The following is a 23,204-nucleotide window of genomic DNA, read 5'->3' as shown; positions in this document are numbered from 1 at the left end:
CCAGGTTTGCGCTGCTTGGATCGTATGCTTGCTGACGAACTGCTGACATTGGTATGGTTAGGCTTATGAAAAAAACTTGGAAAGACATAGACTGGAAAGTATCCACAGCCCAGGCCAGGGAAATGCAGTCGCAACTGCGGTCCCAGGTGATTTTGCAAAACCAGCTACCCAGCCCGCTTCAGACCGTGGCCGGTGTGGATGTGGGATTTGAAGACAATTATCGCATTACCCGCGCTGCGGTAGCGGTTTTGCGCTATCCCGATTTGGAATTGCTGGAGTATCGCATCGCTCGCTGCGAAACCTGTTTTCCCTATGTGCCGGGGTTTTTGTCCTTTCGGGAAATACCGGCCATCTTACCCGCCCTGGAGCAGTTATCGCTGACACCGGATGTTTTACTGTGCGACGGCCAGGGCATCGCCCATCCGCGGCGTCTGGGTATTGCCAGTCATTTGGGCGTGCTTACGGGGATAGCCAGTATCGGCGTAGCCAAAACCCGCTTCATCGGTGAGCACGGTCCGGTGCCGGTAGAGAAGGGGGGCTATGCGGAGTTGCTGGATGGTGACGAGGTCATCGGCGCGGTTCTGCGTACCCGAGTTGGGGTTAAGCCCATATATGTGTCCGCGGGGTATAAGGTGGATTTGCCGGCGGCATTGGATGTGGTGATGGCCTGCGTGGGTAAATATCGTTTACCCGAGACAACGCGTTGGGCGGATCGGATTGCATCGGATAAGACAGGGAGGTTTGGTTGAGAGTTTGGTCTCTTTTATAGGTTTAGGCAGTTTTTGATACAGCCCAAAGTAGCAAGTAAAAGGAATTCTTAATTGGGATTTGCTAAATTGGTATTGGGGTTTAACAATTTGATTGTACCCCTTTTAAAGATGGTCGCCGGGTCCCGTCCCGGCAGACGGGTTCATTTTCTTTGTACGGACAAAGAAAACGAACCAAAAGAAAACCGCCCGTAAGCACGGAAGGCTCCTGCGCTTCTCGGCTCAGCCTGGGAACTCACTCGACAGGCGAGTAATAGTTGGATCCTCAATATCTGCACCATTTGTTCGTCTTTAGACTTCATCCCTGTCCTGACGAGTGAGCTGCGGCATCCTTGCCGCAGGCCTTTGGCTTCTCAGTCTGAACCTGCGATGCTCGGCCGTGCTCCAACGGGATTCGGGGTGCGTACGGAGAGTTTGGTTTAAGTAGCTCTATTTAGTGATACGGATGTATTTTTGTTCATGCCAAGATTAAGCAACAGTCACTTTGGCAAGTTTGTGCTCGCCCTATTTGAAAAATGAACACGAATATGGGTTATACGTAAATCCAAAAACATCGGTAACACTTAAGAAAAAAGAGAGCCACATTCCAAGTAGGGCAGTCACAATCTAACTTTTTATCCCGGTGCTCAGCATTGGTTTGCACCAAAGATCTCAACGCAACAAAAACCAAGATACTTCCCGTAGCCTTCCAGAACGCACCCCTGAATCCCGTTGGAGCACGGTCGAGCATCGCAGTTTCAAGCTGTGAACCCAACGGGTCGCGGCAAGGATGCCGCGACTGGCTCGTCAGGCCATGGATGGCCTGTCGGGCCAGTTCCCAGATTGAAGCGAGAAGCGCAGAGGCTTTCCGTGCTTACGGGCGGTTTTCTTTTGCCTGCATGGATGCAGGCAAGGGGCGTGAGCAGGAGCGGAAGCTTTGGTTCGTTTTCTTTGTCCGTACAAAGAAAATGAACCCGCCTGCCGGGGCGGGACCCGGCGACCAACTATAGAAAAGAACATCCCTAGTTTTTTAAAGCCAGTCCTTATAAAAGAACCCAATAACATACTATTGGAAATCAAGGGGTAAATACAAAGAGTGGATGGGAAACGATACATAAAAACAAAAAAAACCTCTCACACTAGGGGGAGTGTGAGAGGCTGCACAGCTATGAAAAACTAGCCAGCTTTAGGATTGGCGGTACTACAAACCTGACATCCTACTGCATAAAACCACTACTGCACTAACACAAACAACAATAACAACAACACAATGGGTAAAACTGCACTGCTTAACACAATAACAACAACACAATGGGTACAACTTTTACTGCTTCACTGACACCTAACACAATACCAACTTCTGGGTTTCAACGATGCTGGTAACACAGAGTGTCTTGCAAACAGCCGAACGCTCTACAGCCACCAACATCTACAGTACCGGTAATGCGACCACCAAACGAACAAAGGGTGACTTAACACGCCTTGCACTACACTTACCACTACGCCTAACTACTACTTCATACAACACTGCTTTCACTGACACCTAACACAAACAACTACTGAACAACGACTGGAGAAACTGTTTAATACGTGTCTTGTCCTATGTAACCGGGCATAGGTTTGCTGACTAATAAAGACACCATGCCTCGCAAAATTCGATAAAACCACCAGACCACGGCGGCGATGGCGATGAGGTAACCCACGCCGTAGTACATGGTGCCTACCGCCACCATGAACATAATCAAAAGGAAATTAAAGGTTCGCATCAACCATTGATGATGGCTTTGCAGCAGAAACACCGGAACCGTGTCTTCCGAGTCATCTTCGTATTCAATGTAAGAGTACTGACGGTTCTTGAAATAATTAATGATTAAACCCAAAACCGCCGGGAGTATGAGTAAGTGCAGCCCGTAGGAAGCCCAAATAGCAACAGATTGTGATGTGCGATACGTCATTAGCTCATTCCTCTGTTTCGACTTCTGGTGTTGATCCTTTTAAAAGCGATTTGATCAAAAAGCGATCACGCTTGGTTGCTAATCTTGTATTAGTATAACAACTATCGAATATATCGCTGTATCGAATTTGTAAAACATTTAGGGGCTAAGTAGATTGGTTCAGAAAGAGTTGTATGAAATACATTCAAACATTAGTGGTATAAGGTGTTGCGTTGGGTTTACGGGCACGGAGGTGCCCGTAAGCATGTGATGGTTTTATTTAAGTTATGAAATCTATTATGGAATCATTGTAATGTTATCCCCATTTCCACTCACAATTGTCTAGGTGGGGGAGTATTTTTCTTTATATGCTTCAAAGGCGTCTCTGTCATATTTAAATCTAGCATTTACAAGGTCACACAATATGTTCGAAGTTGAACTATAGACTTGGATGGTAATTCGCTTAATTTCTTCTTTATAGAGCAAAGAAAGGGTTAAATGCATCGCCGCATCCAATGCAGGTTTTAGGTCTGGTGAGATTGCTGTGGTGAGAGATGCTAATTCCGTTAATGTTGCTTCAACATTGCTATCATTTTCGAACACACTCAAGCTCTGATTAAAGTTTATATCGCCTGAAGCATTTTGACTGATTGCGTCCGGAATAATAATCCCATTGTCCGGGTTTCCGTCGTCATCCAGGGTTTGCAGAAAACGGGCGATGTTAATAGCTGCCGGGTTGGATAGATTAGCCGGTTCGCCCGCGAGATCTAATGGAGTGATGATATCTTGCCCTAACGATTCTCCGATCAAAATATCGCCAACAAAAAACTGTACGGTATTGCCATCCACGTAATTGTAAGTGCCATTGGCATCCGTGGTGCCACTTAAATTCCCCGAGGTATAGCGCAAACCTTGAACGGCGCTGTCTATAAATTGGCCTTGTTTAACGTTGTTGCTTGATTCGTTGTCGCAGGCTGATAAAAAATAAACAAAACAAATAGGCTGGGTAGTAAAGTTTTCATGTGTGATCCTTTTTTAGCGGATATCGAAAAGCCATCGTGGCGGAGTTAGTTTACTAAAATTAGTGGGGGTTTGGAATGCTGTGCGTCTCAGAGTTGTTGTGACATATAACCGAGATTTATGTTGTTAGAACAATTTCTTGGTGTGGTGTGATCTAATAGTAATGGATTATAGCTTGTGGGCTTGATTGGTGCCCACAAGCTGGTTTGTGCCTGTGTTTTACAAATTTTGCCACTGGCAATAGTCCAAATGGGGCTTCTTAGATTCTTTGTATGCATCAAAGCCATCTTTATCGCCTTTGAACATACGGTTTAAAATGTCGCAGGTTGTGTCGCTATAAGCATTTACCCGAGTATTTAAAGTTTTTACTTCTGTTGTCAATACATTTATTTGTGTTGATATTTCTTTTGAATTTTGACAGCTTGTTAATACTCCGCCGGCAAAAAGAAAAATACATAGGGCTATAAGTAATCGATTCATCTGTTTCTCCTTCTAATGGTTTATATGCAATCAGTATATTTTCTTAACAAAGTGTGTGGTGAGAGATGAGTGTAATGCTGGTTCTTGAATTTTGATGAGTTTAAAGTGAAAGGTTTATGGGTTGCTTCGTATGCTGGAAAATTAAATTGCGAACGTTGAACGAAAGTGTTGCTGCTAGTGTTGTAGTTGCAATGGTTGCGAAATGTGGGCGTTTCAAATTGAAAGTACGCAGGTGAATCAAGTTTTTTGCCTATATCAATTTTGGTGTTAATGTTTACTGTGCCGCTTACCGATTGCGATGACGCGGCACTAATCACGCTATTGGAGGTTTGTAGTAACGTATTAGCAGATATGTCTATATTTCCTCCATATCCGGCAACAGCAGTTGTAGTTATATAGCTGTTGGATAGTGCTAGAAGGCGTGTGGCCAAAAGTATGTTTCCTGCATTACCTGTTGAGTCTACTTCGCTGGAAGATTTTGCTGTTATGCTGGATTTGTTTTTTAGGGCGACAAACCTCGATGAGGTGATAGATATATTTCCCCCATTTCCGGGGCCAATGGTTTCTGAGCTAATGGTGGCATAATCTATTAAAGTTAGGCTATCTGTTGTTATATCGATTCGTCCAGCGTCCCCTTCGTCATTCAATCCGCTGAATATTCCTGTTTTGTTTGTGGTGTTTCCTTTTATATAAATATCTTCCGCTTCAATAATAATATTTCCCGCGTTTTGGGATGCGGTTGGTGAAGTGCTTGTTAGATTTCCTCCATCAATAATGTCTATAAATTTGACGTTGATGTTTAAATCGGTACCAGCTCCTTCGTAACGATTTTCCGTTGAAATGAATCCGTTATCAGATAGTTTTAATTCATCACCTGTTAGCGTTAACCCGCCTGGCATTGAAAATTCAGGGAACAGGAAGAAATAATTGATAGAATATATGTTTGAGCTCGAGTTGCGGTTGATAAAATAGGGTGAGTATCCATACGTTTCAAAGAAGTTTGCTAATTCTGAATTTGTGCCGGAAATTTTCATGGAGTTAAAGGCGATGGAGATTTTTCCGCCTAAGTTCATGCTGTTGTAAGATTCTGTGTGGATGGAGGCGCCGTCTAAAACAGACACATTATCTGAGTCTATAAGAATGTCTCCAGCTTTTCCTGCCGTAAATATGAAGCTCGGTTTGGTTTCCGTGAATATTGCAGTAGATAGTGCGGTGTTCGGGTTTACATAGGCACCTTCCAGTGTAATATCTTGTGCATTAATTGATATGTTTCCTCCATTTCCATCATCCATAGCTAACGTATATATTTGTGCCCCAGCTTCGAGTTTTAGATTATTCGTATGTATATCAATATTTCCACCATCAGATGCTGCCACGTCACCACTATCTGAATAGTTATGCGTTGATATCTCCGCTAAGCCGCTTAACTTGAGGGACTGGTTTTTCGATTCGTTACTGCCTATGGTTATATTCCCGCCAGAGCTATCAGTGAAACTTTTGCGACTATAAATTCCACCGAAATCCAAGTAGATTGCATCGTCTGCGACACTTGGTCCCGTGATGGAAATGTCAGGCGAGTTAATGGTGATGTTTCCGGTGTTGCCCTCTTGCAGTGTTGAGGTGATGATTTTGGAGCCGCCGGATATTTCAATCGCCGATGTGGCATTGATATCAATGTTGCCGGTATCGCCGGAGCTGTTGTCTGAGTCGCTGGATAATATATGGGAAGAGTTATCCATTGTTAAGGTGGCGGTTAGTAGTGCTATTCCGCCGGCATTGGCGTCCGCTGTCACGTTGTTTTGGATACTGGCACCATGATTCATTGCTATGGTGTCGCTGGTGTGTATGTCAATATTGGCGTCTGTTGCGGATTCATTCGCGCTGCCATCGGTATTGGATACTAGGGCTGCGCTGTCCATTATCAACTGCCCACCACGAATCACAATTTTCCCGCCACTGGCGCCACTGCTGTCGACAGCGGCATTGCTGTTGATGTTGATGCTGCCCAGTGTCAGGCTGGAATCTTCCATATCGATGTTACTAATATCAGTGGATACTTCCCCGGCAGTGACGCTGGCCAGTTGGATGTGGCCGTTTTGTGTTGTGACGTGGGAGCCTTCAATATTAATCTCGCCGCCAACCAATGACAGGGTGCCGCCGTTGTCTGTTGAGTTGGGGTTGGTTTTGGTCAGGGTTTCGCCATTCACTGTGATGGCTGCGACATTGGTGCCGGTAAAACCAAAGGCCGCCGGTGGTGCCGAGGTGAGGGGGCTGTTCACGGGGGCGTTGGTCTGTACTTGGGTGCCGTCTTCCATGAGCAAATAATCGGCAGTGCTGGCGTGAAATGAGCCGTTAATGTTCAGGGTGGCGTTTTCTCCAAAAACGATACCGTGGCTATTGAGCAGAAACAAATTGGCGGGGGCGTTAACGGTACCGAATATGTCGGAGCGAGAGTCAGTGACTCGGGCGATAATATTGTTAATATCCGCCCCGGCTTGGAAGTTGGCGGTTTCATCAGCATAGACATTAAAATGTTGAAAGCTGTGGAACAGGTTGCTGCCACGGGTTTGGCCAAGGGACTGTTCAATGTTGTATTCGTTGTTGGTGTTTAAGTCGATGGCGGCAGCGCCTGATTCGGTATTGCGTACGACTTCTGCTTGAGCGCCGCTTGCTGCGGCCAGGGCGCCGCTGATAATGATACTCTTGGAGAACCACTGTGATTTGGGTTTGTGCATAAACTATCCTTCGCGCAGGAGCGTACAGGGTGATAGGTCGCTATCAGTGTAACCCGCTGGAGTTTCATATCCCTTACAAAAACGGCAGAGTCGGGTTACTAGTTTATGTTTTGACGGTTTCGAAAAATGGAATGGGTCTAAAAAACCAGACGTTTTCCTTAAAAATCCTAGTCGAAAGGTTAGTAGTTTTTGCGTGGCTTAGTTGTGTATTGCTTAGTTGTGTATTGCTTAGTTGTATATTGCTTAGTACTTGAGCTGAAGCGATAGATGCAAGCCATCGTCTTGCAAATTATCTTCGTCTAAAGTATCGCCATCGGTAAGCGGTTCCGCCCAATACAAAGTAAAGGCGGTGTTGTCCCGGTAGTTAAAACGAAGGCCTAAACCGGCGCTGTAAATGGTTTTAGCTAAATGTTTTTGACTGCTATTCCAGGAGTAACCGTAATCTACGAAAGCCATAGTGTAGAGGCTGTTGCCTTTTGAGTCTCGTTTTATGGTGGGTAAACGGCCTTCCCAGGATGCCAGAAAGCCGTTATCACGGATGATAAAGTTTTCCCGGTAACCGCGTACGGTGTTGGCGCCACCCAGAGCAAATTGTTCCATGGGCAGTAACACATCCTGAGTAAGCTGCAGGTCCATGCGAAAAATACTCTGTAACAGGGTGGGTTGATAGCGTTGCGCCCATTGCCCCTGGATCAGCCAGGAGGAAAAGCGACTGTCGGCACCACCGTTGTTGCTGATAGTGGAATGAAAGGCATTTACACCCACGCTTACAGTGTGTCTAAGGGACATGATTTCTTCATTGGTTCGGCGCAGCCAGGTCTGGGTTAGTCGCAACGCCGTGACTTCGCAATTCCCGCCATTTTGTTCGCAATTGACCGTGCCGGTTTCCAGAAAAGAGGCGCTGTGACGTCGGTCCAGGGCCAGGTTTACCAGATATTTTTCCTGTAAATGATAATACAGGGGGAAGCTCCAGCTGAGTTTGGCGGACCAGGAGTCGTTGAGTATTTCGATAGGCAAGTTGTCATCTACCACTTCCGAGTCGGAATAACTCAGGTCCAGTTTAATGCTGCTGTCATCAGGGGCAATGGGGTATTCGTAATTCAGCTCGCCGCTATGTAAGCCTTCGGTGCCGGAATAAGCAATGCCCAGGGTATCACCGTTACCGCTGAGGTTTCGATGTTTGGCGCCCAGTCGCCCTTGCCATTCACCAATCGAGGTGGGGCGGTGGTTGTTAATCTCCAGGGTCAATTCATAGGGCTTGTCTTCGATGACCCGGATATCCAAATTGCTTTGACCCCGTTGTTCCCCCGGACCCAGGTTGGCATTGATTTGTTTGATGCGCGGGTTTTGCTGCAGCATGTGCAGGTTTTCCTGTAGCTCAAGTATGTTTAAGGGTTGATCGGGTTTGGGTGAAATGCGTTGGGTGATATAGGACGGATTCAGTTTACCGTCGTGTTTTAGTTTAATGTCGGTCAAACGCCCTTCGGTGATGCGCATTTTCAGTACGCCGTATTCCAGATCCTGGTCAGGGATCGTGGCGCCGGAGTTGATATAGCCGTTGTTAACATAGTGGTTGGTGACAGCCAGGCGGATTTCCTCCAATTCCAGTGAGCCAATGTCCTTATTTAAATAAGGATTGGTCAGTTTGCTCAATACGTCCTGGCTGAAAACGGTATTGCCCACAAACTCGATCTTGCTCAGGCGTACTTGTAGCTTGGTGGATAAGCGTTGTTCTTGAGGAAGCTGCACCGGCGGTAATTCAAACTGAGGTTTGTCTTGCGGTCCAAAGGCTTCTTCATCCACTCGGGGTAGTTTTTCATCTGCGGGGCGGCTGGTGGCGGCTCCCGGATCCGCGGCGTGCAGGGTGAAACTGATTAAAACGGCAGCGCCGATCAATGCCAACTGAATAGGTTTCATTGTTTTTGTTCGGTTTAAGGTTGAATTGCTGTTTAATGATTGTTTTTTGGTCAAGTCATACAGTCCGGTTTGTTATTTACCCGAAAACTCAGTGAGGCTGTATCGGCCGATTCACTGCCGGTTTTGGGGTTTATCTCGGCCTTATTTCCATCATGCCGGTTTAAATAGATTGTTGGGTTATACGGAATACCCGATGTTATACCATAAACGAATGAATCTGCGCTTACAGAAAAACGACTTTGTGCATAGTTCTCATTGCTGACATTATCGCATTCAGTACCAACGGTAAACGGTGTATTGTCGGTTTTTTCCGTTTGGATTTCCAGATTCTTACCTAATTCCACATCCAGCTGGATTTGGATTACGCCGTTCACGGCGGTTTGGGACGAGGCATCAATCACTGAATCCATAGTTTGAATAACGTTTTGGGCGCTGATGGTTATATTTCCACCATTGCCTGAAACCGCCGTCGTTTCAATAGAGGCTTTTTGCATTGCCAGGGTGCGGGTATCAATATGGATGTTGCCGCCGTTACCATTCGCAGCGGCAACCGCAGCGCTTAAAGAACTGTTTTTCAAGTACAACACTTGATTGTTGTGAATGTTAATATTGCCACCGTCAGCCTGTTGAGCCATGGTGCTGATGTCACTGTTACGACTGTCAATTTGACGGGCATTAATATTGATATCACCGGTGTCACCGGTAAACCGAGATTCTGCTGTCACCAGGGAGTGATTTTGCAGACTCAGAAAGTCTGTGGTGATGTTGATGTTTCCGCCAAGGGCGTTGGAGTTGGTGAACGATGCGATGATGCCTTGATCCAGACGAATGCTGTTGACATCCAAACGAATCTCTCCGGCATTGCCGGTAACACTGCGGTAAAAGTTTTTGGTCCCGGCATGCAGACCGGCACGGGAATTCACATCTGCCGAGGAGCCAATCTCTTCCAAGAACGTTTTCAAAGTTTGGTTCTGGCCATGGATATTCAGCTCTTTCGCTTCTATATGTATCAAGCCGCCTTGCCCCGGGCCGTAGGTGTCGGTGCTGATACGACCGCTATCGGCCAGTTCCACTGTGTTGGCATGGATGTGTATATCCCCGGCATTGCCTCCACCCAGGACGGCCTGACTGTTGATGCCCGATACGGCTAAATTCGGATTGTTGGTGTCGCCGAACAGATTGAAACGATCCGGGTGCACGCCACTGACCAGCAGGTTTTCTGTCTCTATGGAAATATCTCCGCCATTACCGCTGCCGAAGGCACCGCTGTTGATTTGGCCACCATTAAGGACTTCGATGTTCTGTGCCGTAATGTGTAAGTCTCCGCCTCGTCCTGTCCCGTAGGTGGCTGTGTTGATATTGCCTCGGTTTTTTATTGTCAGTTGATCCGTTGTGATCTGCAGACGTCCGCCATTACCCCCGGCGGGACCGGCTGCTGTTTGGATGCCGGTAAAGTCTTTTTGGAATGGTGATGACGATTGCTCCACACCAATGATGCTAATTTGCTCGCTGGTGATGGAAACGTCGCCCGAGTTGCCGCCGCCGCCAAAAAATGTTGATGAGGAGATATAAGAACCGTCACTGATAACCAAGTTCGGTGTGGTAACGGTGATGTGGCCACCGTGACCCGTGCCACCCCACCCGGAACCGGCTTCGATGCGGGCGTAGTGATCTGCGTGAATGCTCTCAATGACGTTTATGTTAATGTCTCCGGCAGTGCCCTCGGACAAGGTATTGGCAAACAGTCCCTGGAATTCAGTTCTTACTCCGCGAATGTTGAATGTCGTACTGTTGATGGCGATATCTGCGGCGTTAGCACTTCCGAAAGATGTAGTGGAGATATAGGATGCGTCCATGTTGAGTATGTCACTGTTAACAGTGACGCCGCCGGTTTCCCCCGTAGCCCAGGCGGTGGCGTTGAGAAAGGAACCACTACGCAGAGTTACGCTATCGCCATTAACCGTAACGCCACCGGCCCGGCCCGGTCCGTAACTGTTGCTACGGATGTAGGATCTCTGGTTCAGCAGCACGTCGGTTGCGTTAACCGTGACGCCATCGGTATTTCCATGGGAACCGGGGTACACTGTGGATTCAAGAGACGATTGACTGTTGAGTTCCAGCGTGTGCGTGTCGACTCTCACGCCCCTGGCGTTTGGAGCATTGGTACCGTAGGCATTGCTGCCAATGCGGGAGGCATTACTCAGTACTACGGTGTCACGCGTGCTGACCAAGGTTCCTTTATCCTGACGGAGGTTAAGGTCGGTATCCGGCGTTGGGTCGTTAGTGCTGCTATAGGTGGTGCTATTGTTCATTTCCAGACGTCCGCCACGGATGACGATAGTGCCGCCTAAGGAACCTTGTGTGTTGATCCAGGCATTGTTCACATCAATTCGGCCGACGCTTTCGAAGGCGTTCAGGGCGCGGGCATCAGTGTCGGCATCGCTGGAAGCAAATGGCACTTCTCCGATAGACGCCACGCTGTTGAGGCTGATCACGCCGTTGGGGGCTTGCAGTTGCGCTTGTTGTTCCGCCGAACCGGTAATGCGGATGTGACCGCCGCTCAGGTTAATCTCTCTGCCACTATCAACCCGCAATTGGGTTGCGTCCAGGCTGATGCTGCCAACGTTGCCATCCAGAAAACCAAAGGCCGTGGGTGCGGCCACGCTGAGCACACTGTTTTCGGGGTGGGTGGCGTTATAATGGCCGTCTTGCGCCAGGGCAAGGTAGTTTGCGCTGGAGGCATAAAAGGAACCGCTGATATTGAGGCTGGCATTGGCCCCGAATAACAGGCCGTTAGGGTTGATGAAGTAAAAATTAGCACCGGCCATGGAGCTGTTGATACTGCCGTCGATCCAGGTTGCGTTATTGCCGGTAACCCGACTGATCACATTCTGTATGGTGTCCGGTCCGGAGAAGTTGGCGGATTCATTGGTATTAATGGTGAATTCGCTAAAACTGTGGAACAGGTTACTGCCGTGGATTTGACCCAATTCTGCGGAAATATTGTAGTCGGGTCCCTCTATTGTTTGGGCATTCCCCATTGACCCATCCAAAATCACCTCTGCAGCCACCGAAGGCGCCAGCAGAACCGTGTTGGAAATAAACAACAATTTTACTATTTTGTGCGTGCATCCATTACGTAACTGTTGCTTTCCCTGCGTATATTGCTTGGTATAAAGCATGATAAACCTCAACAGCTATACGAAGGTGACCATGACTTAATCCATGATCTAATACAGCGTAATGTCTACTAATTAGGGTGAAACTGCAACCGTACAAAGGGCAATGAGGGGGTGTATTCGAAATACTTCTAATTGGGCGCTTTTTTAGAATTTATATCTATAATCGAACTGTAAAGAACTTCGACATAAGTCAGTGTTATAGTGTGTAATGTGGAAAGGGCTAAAGAAAAGGGTTGCCCCTTGGCAACCCTTTATGGTCCTCTCTCGTTTTTTGTTCGGAGTTCAACTTTTAGTAAACGAGTTTCTATGCGCCGAGTGAGTTGGGGAGAGGTGCATCAGGCACATTGTTTAAGGGACCGGTGAAGCGATCGCATTTCGTGAGACACGCCCATGCCAAAATGGGCTTGCAGAATATTGCTGCAACGTTGATACACCCGCATGGCTTCGGAGTACTTGCCCTGCTTGATGTAGCATTTCATCAAGTGCAGGTATGTGGTTTCCGATAAATTGTCGATTTCGATGCCGTATTCATACAGGTTAACGGCCACATCACACTGATCGTTTTGTTCCAAATAGCGGCATACCTGCATGACGGTACGGAAAAACTTAGTGTGCAGTTTTTGCCGATAGGACAAAAACCAGGGCTGCTCATCTTCGTTGCCAAGATAGGGGCCGTGATACATAGACATGGTTTGGTGGACAAGGTCTGCAATCTTGCCTGCGTCCACCGGACTGCTGTTTAGAATTTGTCGAATTTGACCGATCAAGCGTTCTACTGACCACACATCGACCCAGCATTTTTCTGCATTGAGGGTGAGACGACCATCACTAAGGACCAGGGTATCGTTGCCCAGCAGTTTTCGCAGTCGATGCAGAGTGACGGAAAATGTGGTGTGAGCCACATCGCCATCAGAATCCGGCCATAGTGCCTCGCAAATACGGATTTCGCCCACTTCCCGTCCGCCAAAGGCAATTAGGGTTTTGAGTAACTCCAGGGCTTTGCGCTGACCTTTGCTGCAAAAATTCACATCCTGATTTTGCATGTTGATGGAAAATCGGCCCAGTGTGTAAATACGAATGGGTTGTGGCGTTGCCAGGCGTTCCACCAGGCTGGGTTTTGTTTTTGCCTGGATTCTGGGTTTTGGGCGGCTGGAAACCATGAAATCAGTGGGGCTGATGATTTCCACGGCGTGCTCAGCCACATGAGTTACCGCAGTGCTCGCTTGAGTGTGGCCTGAATAGTCCATAAGTTAATCCCCTATTGCGTTCGGTTGTTGATCTATAAGGGGAGACACCAATAGGTTGCCGGTGGTTTAGTGATTGGTGTACATTAATATGCCGATGGTCGTCGTTCTTTGAAAAAATCATGGTTTGAGCGATGGCGCAGCAAATAATGATGTAATTCTATAAAAACAATAAGATAGTGGTTTTATGGCAGAGTTGATGCCATAAGGCAGCCTAAATTTTCAGCAATTTCATATGGGTATAGGGCAAGTCAGCCCAAGGCAGGGGAATCCTCTGCCGGAAAAGATCGTTGGTGGTATAAGTGAAATCAGCACTGAAAATAGGTTTTTGGGTATTGTTTGTACTGCTGCATGTGGCGACAGCGGCAGTGGCGCTTGAAACCGTGGCAGAAACGGCTGTGGTTAAATCGGCTGTGGTTAAATCGGCGGCAGTGGAAGCGACGGCGGTTGTTCTGAACCGCACTCCTGTGACTATCGGCGTCCTTTCTTACCGGGGCAAAGACAAAGCTCTGCAACGTTGGCAGGCGACAGCGGATTATTTGAGTCATCAATTACCTGGTCATTCATTTCAAATTTCAGCTTTAAACCTCACCGAAATGGCTCAGGCGGTTGCCACGGAACAGGTGGATTTTGTTCTCACCAGTCCGGGGAATTATGTGGAACTGGAATCCAATTATGGGATTTCACGAATTGCCACCATGCAATCGCGTTTGGTTAATCAAACGGCCACTCGATTTGGAGCGGTTATTATTGCCAATGCGGACAATACTTCAGTACGACGTTTGGAGGATTTGTCCGGAAAGTCCTTTATGGCCGTCAGTCCCAATGCCTTTGGCGGGTTTCAAATGGCCTGGCAGGTATTGAAGGAGCACGATATTGATCCTTTCAGTGACTTCAGTCGTTTGGAATTTGTGGGGTTTCCTCAGGATCAGGTGGCTCTGGCGGTTTATGATGGCCGCGTGGACGCCGCCACCCTAAGATCGGAAACACTGGTTCGTATGGTGGAGTCGGGCTGGTTTGAGATGGACGATTTTCGAATTTTGAACCCGCAAACCGTAGAAGGCCATACGTTACCCCTGAGTACCCATTTGTATCCCGAATGGCCCTTTGCCAAGGCAAAATCCACATCACGAGAATTGGCCACGCAAGTAACGTTGGCACTGCTGGCCATGCCCATGGATCATCCCGCTGCAAATGCCTCACGTACTGCCGGTTGGACAGTGCCCTTGGACTACTCTCCCGTGCATGAGCTGATGAAGCAATTACAAATCGGCCCCTATGAAGTTTTACGAGAAACTTCATTGGCTGCTATTACGCGCAAATATGCACATTGGTTAACGGTGTTAGCCTTGGGGGTATCGTTGCTGGTGATGTTCAATGTCTATGTCTCCCGAACCAACCAAAGACTGCGGGAGACCGATAAAAACTTACGTGACGAGATCCAGGAACGGAAACAGTCGCAGCGAAAGCTGGCTGAGTACAAAGATACGCTGGAGCAGCGGGTGGTGGATCGTACCGGGGAGCTGGAATTGGCCAATCAGGCCTTGCGTAAGAGTCAAATCGCTTTGCATCAATTGGTGGATATTACCAGTGCTCCGGCACTGAGTCATGAAGAGAAAATCACTCAACTGTTGGAAACCGGGCGCGAGTACTACCAGTCGGCGGTAGCCAGCTTGTCCAGTCTCACCAATGAAGATCAAGTCAATTGTGCAGCGGTGGGGCAGGAACACTTAGTGCGCGAGCATTGTGGCCCCTTGCATCGGGAGTGTGTACCGCAGGTGATCGAGCAGAAAGACACGCCCTTGGACATTCCCGATTTGAGCAGCCCCCAATGCCTGAATCCGGGCTGTGGTTGTGAAAGTTTGCGCAGTTATTTGGCGACAGCCATTTATGTTAAAGGGCAGCCGCACTGTCTGTTGGAATTTGCCGATACCCAGGTTCGAGAGGCCCCCTATACCCATTGGGATCACAATATCCTGCAACTTATGGCTCAGTGGATTGGCAGTGAAATGGAAAAACAGGAAGCCGTGGCACAACGGCAGCGACATCTGTCCGAATTGGCTCGGGTGGCGCGTATGAGTACCATGGGTGAAATGGCGGCCGGGTTGGCTCATGAGTTGAATCAACCCTTAACCGGAGCTATTAATTATAGCAGTGGTTGTTTGCGCCGCCTTAAGCAGGGGGATTATGACGAACAGACCCTGATAAAAGGTTTGGAACGTACGGTCGAGGGGGCCACCCTGGCAGCGGACATTATTCGTCAATTACGCGAATTTGTGCAAAAGGGTGATTTGGATCGGATGTCCATTAATCTCAATCATGTCGTGCTGAATATTGTGGATCTGGTATCTGCGGAAATCAAGCGGTTTCAAGCCAAGGTCAGCTTTGATTTGTGTGAGGATCTGCCCGATGTTTCCGCCAATCTAGTGCAATTGGAACAGGTGGTGATTAACTTTATCCGCAACGGTTTGGATGCTATGGAAACCACCATAGCGTCAAAGCGGCAGCTGATTATCTCAACAGAGTGCGAACCCGATAAGGTGCGTTTGTCAGTGCGGGATTATGGGGCCGGTCTGGTAAGTGAATCGGATTCCCGAATTTTTGATGCGTTCTATACTACTAAACCGGAAGGCATGGGCATGGGTTTGTCCATTAGTCGTTCCATAATTGAAGCGCATAATGGTTATATTTCAGCTCGTAATATGGAGGATACGGGGGCGAAGTTTTTCTTTGAGTTACCTGTGCATTAAAAAACAAAAGAGTATGTTGTGATGGAATCTACGGTTTATGTAGTGGATGATGACAAGCTGGCACGCGAGTCATTGGAATGGTTGATTGAGTCTGTGGGATTACCGGTTCGGGTTTTTGAGTCCGGACAGGCGTTTTTGACAGCCTACCAGAGCGGGTTGGCCGGTTGTCTGGTTCTGGATGTGCGTATGCCTGACATTAACGGCATGGATTTACACGCCAAATTGCAGGCGGAAGGTTGCACCTTACCTGTAATTATCATGACAGGGCATGCGGATGTGGCCATGGCAGTGAGGGCCATGAAGGCAGGGGTTTATGATTTTATTGAAAAACCCTACAACGATTCCCTGATGTTGGAGAGGATTCAAAGCGCGATTGCTTTTGATCTGGATAATCGCAAGGCCCAGGAGCGTGTAGAATCTGTTAAAAGCCGGCTGGATGCCTTGACGCCGCGCGAGTATGAGGTGCTCAAACTGGTGTTGAAGTCCACCGCCAATAAAGTTATCGCTGCGGAGTTGGGTATTAGTGTTAAAACAGTAGAGTTACACCGTTCTAATTTGATGACCAAAATGCGAGCTACGTCTGTAACCGAATTGGTGCGCCTGGCCTTAATTGCCGGATTAGAGTAAATCTAATTTTAAGGGTTTTCCCTAGGTGAGGCTGGGGTTTACTCCAGTTATCTTGAGGCTCAATTTTTTCTACTATCCATGTGCAGAGACTTAGGGAAAACTCGCGCAACCTCATTACCGAAGTACAGGACAGAAGTACGGGATAGAAGTACAGGCAGTAACGCAGTACCGCAGTCGGAAGTACCAGTGCAACGTTATCTATGCACTACCCATGTACTACCATAGCATAGGCACTACCGCAGTATCGCAAGTGCACCTGTAACAATAATAACAAAGAGGTTTAGAAAGAAAGGGGGCATCTAGCGCTTGCACTGTGCCGCAAGCTTATGTAGATGCAGGGAGTCGTAGCGTCAAGGACAGATTAAGCCGGGTCAACTGAGGAGGAGGGGACCCGGCTTTGCTTTTACTCAGAATTTTCTAAAGATTCTGTCATACCTCAAGAAAATCCAATATCCCTTCGGCGGCTTGACGGCCTTCGTACACGGCCGTGACCACCAGGTCTGAGCCTCTGACCATATCGCCACCGGCAAATACTTTCGGATTGCTGGTTTGGAACGGATAGTCGCTTTTCTCCGGGGCAACCACTCGGCCACGTTGGTCCAATTCTATATTGAAATCCTGAAACCACACCGGTGGGCTGGGACGAAACCCAAATGCTACCAGAACACTGTCGGCAGGTATGATTTCTTCAGAGCCGGGTACCACTTCCGGCTTGCGTCGTCCCCGTTCGTCCGCTGCGCCCATACGGGTGGTGACCACTTTAACTCCGGTTACCTTAGTGTCACCCACGATTTCCACCGGTTGACGGTTCCATTTGAATTTCACCCCTTCCTCTTTGGCGTTGGCCACTTCGCGAGCTGAACCCGGCATGTTGGCTTCGTCACGGCGGTAGGCGCAGGTAACACTTTTAGCGCCTTGACGGATGGCGGTGCGATTGCAGTCCATGGCCGTGTCACCACCGCCCAGTACTACTACTTTTTGCTTGTTCATATCAATGAGGTCTGCCTCATCCTGTTTCAGTTCCATGCAGCGTTTCACATTGGAAATGAGGTAGGGCAGGGCGTCATAAACACCGGGTAGGTCCTCTCCGGGAAAACCGCCTTTCATGTAGTTATAGGTACCCATACCCAGGAACACGGCATCGTACTGTTGCAGTAGTTGATCAAAACCCATGTCTTTACCGATTTCGCAGTTGAGTTTGAACTCCACGCCCATTTGTTCAAATACTTTACGACGTCGGATCATGACTTCCTTTTCCAGTTTGAATTCCGGAATGCCAAAGGTGAGCAGACCGCCGATCTCCTCGTGGCGGTCGTAAACCACGGGTTTGACACCGTTACGTATTAAAATATCGGCACAACCCAATCCCGCCGGTCCGGCACCGATAATGGCGACTTTTTTGCCGGTATCCTGAACATGGCTTAGGTCCGGCATCCAGCCTTGGGCGAAGGCGGTGTCACTGATGTATTTTTCAATGGAGCCGATGGTAACGGCGCCGAATTCATCGTTTAGGGTGCACGCCCCTTCGCATAAGCGGTCTTGCGGACAAACTCGGCCGCAAATTTCCGGCAAGGAATTGGTTTGATGCGACAGCTCCGCCGCTTTTTCAATATTGCCCTCGGAGACCAGTTTTAACCAGTTGGGGATATAGTTATGCACCGGGCAACGCCATTCGCAATATGGGTTACCGCAGGCCAGGCAGCGATCGGCTTGCGACACAGCGGTTTTGCTGTCGAACTGGCCATAAATTTCACGAAACTCTTTAATGCGTTTCTGTGCCGGTTTTTTCGACGGATCCAGCCGCTTCACTTCTACAAATTGAAAATTGTTTGCCATAATTTTTTACTTAACGGTTTACTTGCTTGTTAGTTGTATTTTGTCCTAAGCGGCCATGCGTCTCAGGTCATCCAATAGGGAAGGAAGGTCGGCAGCTTTGGGCTTAACCAGCCAGAACTTGGATGCCCAGCCGGAAAAGTCGTTGAGAATTTCCTGCCCGCGGGCGCTGCCGGTCTCGGCGGTAAATTCTCTGATCAATTCCAACAAATAATGACGATAGGCTTCCATGGACTCCGGGGCTATACGGTGGATATCAATGAGTTCATGGTTGTAGCGATCGACAAAGGTGTTGTCTTCGTCTAACACAAAGGCCATGCCCCCGGTCATGCCCGCACCGAAGTTAACGCCACAGCTGCCCAATACCGTAATGATGCCGCCGGTCATGTATTCACAGCCGTGGTCACCCACGCCTTCAACGACAGCAATGGCGCCGGAGTTGCGCACCGCAAAACGTTCGCCGGCGGTACCTGCCGCAAACAGCTTACCTCCAGTGGCGCCGTAAAGACAGGTGTTGCCGATAATGGTGGTTTCGTGACTCTTAAATGCGCTGTTCTCCGGTGGCCGAATCACCAGTTTACCTCCGGCCATGCCTTTGCCCACATAGTCATTGGCATCACCCACCAAAGTCATGTGTAAACCACCGGCATTCCAGACGCCAAAACTTTGGCCGGCGGTGCCGCTCAAGCTCAGATGGATGGGTTTTTCTTCCATGCCCAGATTGCCATGACGCAAGGCGATTTCCCCGGATAGGCGTGCGCCAATGGAGCGATTGGTGTTGTTAACCTCGTAACTGAATTCACCGCCACTCATGGCTTCAATGCTGGGCAGGGTTTCTTTTACCATTTGCTCAGCTAACTCACCCTTGTCAAAGGGCGCATTGTGCGGTTCCTGGCAATACTGTGGTTTATCGGTAATGTTTTTATTAGCCAACAGGGGGCTTAAATCCAAGCGCTGCTGCTTTTGGGTTTGAGCGTCTTTGATCTGCAATAAATCGGTGCGCCCAATAATGTCTGTCAAGCGACGAACTCCCAGTTGCGCTAACAATTCGCGCACATCCCGGGCAACAAAGCGGAAGTAGTTCATGACTTTTTCCACATTACCGGTGAAGTGTTCCATGCGTAACACATTGTCTTGGGTGGCAACTCCGGTGGCGCAGTTGTTTAAGTGACAGATGCGCAGGTATTTACAACCCATGGACACCATGGGTACGGTACCGAAGCCGAAACTTTCGGCGCCAAACATCGCTGCTTTGATAACGTCCAGTCCGGTTTTCAAGCCACCGTCTGTTTGCAGTCGCACTTTGTCACGTAAATTGTTTTGACGCAGGATCTGATGGGTTTCCGTCAACCCCAGTTCCCAGGGGCTGCCGGCGTAGCGCACAGATGTTAGGGGGCTGGCGCCCGTACCACCGTCATGGCCGGAAATAGTGATTAAATCCGCGTAGGCTTTAGCAACACCGGCGGCAATCGTGCCCACACCGGCTTCGGCCACCAGTTTCACTGATACCAAGCCTTCAGGGTTGACCTGTTTCAGATCAAAAATCAGCTGTGCCAAATCTTCGATGGAGTAAATATCGTGATGTGGTGGAGGCGATATGAGCGCTACACCGGGTTTGCAATAACGCAATTCCGCAATCAAATCGTTGACCTTAGTGCCGGGAAGTTGCCCACCTTCGCCGGGTTTGGCGCCTTGGGCGATCTTGATCTGCATGACTTCGGCATTACGCAAATACGCCGGTGTGACACCAAAGCGACCTGAAGCCACTTGTTTGATTTTGGAGCGCTCTATGGAGTTATAACGGCTGGGGTCTTCGCCGCCTTCTCCGGAATTGGAGCGACCACCCAAGCGATTCATGGCTTCGGCCAGCGTTTTATGTGCCTCGGGTGATAATGCGCCCAGGGACATGGCCGCAGAGTCGAAGCGTTTCAAAATCTCCTCTTCGGGTTCCACTTCGTCTATGGATATGGGTGTGGTGTTGCTGAGGCCAAACATATCTCTAAACGCCAACACCGGTCGTTGATTCACCATGTCGGTAAAGGTGCGGTAGTCTTCATAGGAACCGCTGGCCACAGCAGTCTGTATGGCTTTGACGACATCCGGGTTGAAAGCATGGTCCTCGCCATTGTGTACGTATTTTAGCAAGCCGCCTTGGGTAATGGCTTTGCGCGGGTTCCAGGCGTGTTTCGCCAATTGGCGTTGATCTTGTTCCAGATCCTCAAACCCGGCACCTTGGAGACGGTTGGTGGTGCCGCGAAAACACAATGCGACCACTTTGTCGCTAAGGCCGACGGATTCGAACAATTGTGCGCCCCGATAGCTGCTGATGGTGGAGATTCCCATTTTCGAGGTGATTTTATACAGACCTTTATTGATGCCCTTACGGTAATTGCGCATTAAATGGATACTGTTGCGTTCCTCGATTTCCCCGGAGATCTGCAAGCTCATAATGCACTCGTAAGCCAAGTATGGGTAAATGGCAGTGGCACCATAACCCAGCAGTACGGCAAAATGATGCGGGTCTCTGGCTGTGCCGGTTTCCACGATGATATTGGCGTCACAGCGTAAGCCTTGTTTAATCAGTTCGTGGTGAACGGCACCGGTAGCCAGTAAGGCATGTACCGGAACACTGTCCTGGCTAAAATCGCGGTCGGATAAGACCAACATGACTTTGCCGCCGGTAACAGCTTCAACTGCTTGGCGACAAATAGCCACAATCGCCTCTTCCAGTGTGCCTGAGGCAGGGAAGTTTAAATTGATTTTTTCGTATGCATAATCGTCGCCGAGTTCCAGCAATCGATTGAACTTGCTGGTAGACAATACCGGGGAGTCTATCAGTACCCGCTTGGCGTGCTTGGCGCTGTGTTCAAACATGTTTTGTTCGCGCCCTAAACACGTGGCCAGGGACATGACGATTTGCTCGCGCAGGGGATCAATGGGCGGATTGGTTACCTGGGCAAATTGTTGTCGGAAATAATCATAGGGCGAGCGAATGTGGCGTGACAATACCGGCAAGGGCGTGTCGTCACCCATACTGCCCACGGCTTCCTGACCGCCTTCGGCTAGAACCCGTATTACCTGATCACGTTCTTCAAAGCTGACATTGAAAAGTTTTTGTGCCACTTGCAGCTTATCTTTTTTCATGGGAACGATGATGCTGGAACGATCGTCCAGTACCGATTCAATGTGTTTGGCATTTTCAGCCAACCATTGCTTGTATGGGTGTTGCGATTTTAAATACTGATCAATATTCTGCGGTAGCAGCAGCTCACCGGTACGAGTGTTGACAGCGATCATCTCACCGGGTTTTAAGCGGCCTTTTTGCACCACATCTCCGGGTTCATAGTTATATACGCCGATTTCCGAAGCCAGGGTCATATGACGATCTTTGGTGATGACCCAGCGTGCCGGACGCAGGCCGTTGCGGTCCATGGTGCAGGCGGCGTGTTCGCCGTCTGTCAACACAATCCCGGCCGGGCCGTCCCAGGGTTCCATGTGCATTGAGTTGTATTCATAAAAAGCACGCAATTCCGGATCCATGTTGCTCATATTTTGCCAGGCGGGCGGAATAAGTAGACGCATGGCGCGGAATATATCCATACCTCCAGCCAAAAGAGCTTCCAGCATATTATCCAAAGAGTTGGAGTCCGAACCGGTCATGGAAACCAGGGGACGCACATCTTGCATCGGTATGTGCGGTGATTCAAATTTGTGGCCTCGGGCAACGGACCAATAACGGTTGCCTTGTATGGTGTTAATTTCTCCGTTGTGAGCCAAATAACGAAACGGTTGTGCCAGACGCCATTGGGGCCAGGTATTGGTGGAAAAGCGTTGATGGAATACGCATAAGGATGATTCCAACACAGGATCATTGAGATCCTGATAGAAAATGGGCAGGTTTTCCGGCATTACCAAACCTTTGTAGGAGACTACTCGGCTGGATAAGCTGGGGACATAAAAAGTGGCGTCTGCATCCATCAGCGCTTTTTCCGCACGTCGACGCCCGATATATAAATGCCGTTCAAAGGTGGTTTCATCCATGCCATCGGGGGCGTTGACAAAAATTTGCTCGATTTGCGGCAAACTGTTCAGAGCTTCTTCGCCACAGGCGGACGCATCGGTGGGTACCTGGCGCCAGCCTAAAACTTCCAAACCTTCTTGTTGCAGCTCCGCTTCCAGTCGTGATCGCGCCTGCTGAGCCAGAGTATTGTCCGGGTTCAGAAAAATCATGCCAACGGCATACAAATCCTTTAGCGCAAAAGAATTTTGTGTCGCTACTTGTCGTAGGAAGGTATCCGGTTTTTTCAGCAATAAACCACAACCGTCACCGGTTTTACCATCGGCGGCAATCGCACCCCGGTGGGTCAAGCGGGTCAGAGCGCCAATGGCAGTTTTCACCAACCAGTGACTGGGATTGTTGTCCATTTGAACAATCAACCCAAAACCGCAATTGTCTTTTTCAAACTCGGGTCTGTACATGCTTCGATCAGTGTTCACGGATACCATCACTTTCTTGTTTTCTATGAAATAAATTGTTGTTAATCACAGACTTCCCCCGTGCCGACTTAATTCAACGGTCGGTCTAATAGTAAGGAAGCAGAATCGAAATACGCGTAGCGGCAATGTCAGCTGGGGGTGAGCCGTCAGCTGTTAAATCGAGCCGTAACTACGCTGTTTTTTCAGAATTCTTTTGCCACAGCTTGAATACTTAGGGACGGCTTTATAAATCAAAAGCT

At 48.7% G+C, this 23,204-nt stretch carries 12 protein-coding genes; 3 read left to right on the top strand and 9 right to left on the bottom strand.

All coding sequences use genetic code 11. The annotated features are described in order from the left end of the window. Positions 1-65 precede the first annotated feature (65 nt). Positions 66-749 (top strand): deoxyribonuclease V, encoded by a 684-nt coding sequence (gene nfi / locus OEY58_01400; protein ID MDH5324100.1) that lies wholly within the window; start codon positions 66-68, stop codon positions 747-749. A gap of 1,580 nt (positions 750-2,329) precedes the next feature. On the opposite strand, the gene OEY58_01395 is transcribed toward nfi, so the two are convergent. From OEY58_01395 to OEY58_01365, 7 genes are all read right to left on the bottom strand, one after another. Continuing rightward, a complete protein-coding gene (locus OEY58_01395) occupies positions 2,330-2,701 on the bottom strand; it encodes a hypothetical protein (protein ID MDH5324099.1) in 372 nt (123 codons plus the stop codon). Positions 2,702-3,022: 321 nt separating this feature from the next. Further along, on the bottom strand, positions 3,023-3,589 hold the full coding sequence (locus tag OEY58_01390) for a hypothetical protein (protein MDH5324098.1): 567 nt from the start codon (positions 3,587-3,589) through the stop codon (positions 3,023-3,025). A gap of 330 nt (positions 3,590-3,919) precedes the next feature. Further along, positions 3,920-4,180 carry a hypothetical protein gene (locus tag OEY58_01385; GenBank protein MDH5324097.1) on the bottom strand — a complete coding sequence of 87 codons (261 nt, stop codon included), beginning with the start codon at positions 4,178-4,180 and terminating at the stop codon, positions 3,920-3,922. Between the two features lie 20 nt (positions 4,181-4,200). Further along, positions 4,201-6,915 (bottom strand): filamentous hemagglutinin N-terminal domain-containing protein, encoded by a 2,715-nt coding sequence (locus tag OEY58_01380; protein ID MDH5324096.1) that lies wholly within the window; start codon positions 6,913-6,915, stop codon positions 4,201-4,203. A 243-nt stretch (positions 6,916-7,158) separates the two neighbouring features. Then, complete coding sequence (locus tag OEY58_01375) at positions 7,159-8,832, bottom strand: BamA/TamA family outer membrane protein (GenBank protein MDH5324095.1); 1,674 nt, start codon at positions 8,830-8,832, stop codon at positions 7,159-7,161. A gap of 50 nt (positions 8,833-8,882) precedes the next feature. Continuing rightward, on the bottom strand, positions 8,883-12,014 hold the full coding sequence (locus tag OEY58_01370) for a filamentous hemagglutinin N-terminal domain-containing protein (protein ID MDH5324094.1): 3,132 nt from the start codon (positions 12,012-12,014) through the stop codon (positions 8,883-8,885). A gap of 335 nt (positions 12,015-12,349) precedes the next feature. Beyond that, the gene (locus OEY58_01365) at positions 12,350-13,261 is read right to left on the bottom strand and encodes a hypothetical protein (protein MDH5324093.1); all 912 of its coding nucleotides are present in this window, start codon (positions 13,259-13,261) and stop codon (positions 12,350-12,352) included. A gap of 299 nt (positions 13,262-13,560) precedes the next feature. Here OEY58_01365 and OEY58_01360 point away from each other — a divergent pair, with 299 nt between their 5' ends. Beyond that, positions 13,561-16,008 (top strand): PhnD/SsuA/transferrin family substrate-binding protein, encoded by a 2,448-nt coding sequence (locus tag OEY58_01360; protein MDH5324092.1) that lies wholly within the window; start codon positions 13,561-13,563, stop codon positions 16,006-16,008. Between the two features lie 21 nt (positions 16,009-16,029). Further along, a complete protein-coding gene (locus tag OEY58_01355) occupies positions 16,030-16,635 on the top strand; it encodes a response regulator transcription factor (protein ID MDH5324091.1) in 606 nt (201 codons plus the stop codon). Between the two features lie 429 nt (positions 16,636-17,064). Here OEY58_01355 and OEY58_01350 read toward each other — a convergent pair whose 3' ends face one another. Continuing rightward, positions 17,065-18,474 carry an FAD-dependent oxidoreductase gene (locus OEY58_01350; GenBank protein ID MDH5324090.1) on the bottom strand — a complete coding sequence of 470 codons (1,410 nt, stop codon included), beginning with the start codon at positions 18,472-18,474 and terminating at the stop codon, positions 17,065-17,067. Between the two features lie 42 nt (positions 18,475-18,516). Beyond that, positions 18,517-22,974: a glutamate synthase large subunit gene (gene gltB, locus OEY58_01345; protein MDH5324089.1), complete on the bottom strand. Its 4,458-nt coding sequence runs from the start codon at positions 22,972-22,974 to the stop codon at positions 18,517-18,519. Positions 22,975-23,204: the final 230 nt, after the last annotated feature.

It is taken from the genome of Gammaproteobacteria bacterium, assembly GCA_029882975.1.
Lineage (GTDB): Bacteria > Pseudomonadota > Gammaproteobacteria > SZUA-152 > SZUA-152 > JAJDNG01.
This window is presented reverse-complemented; position numbering and strand designations above follow the sequence as displayed.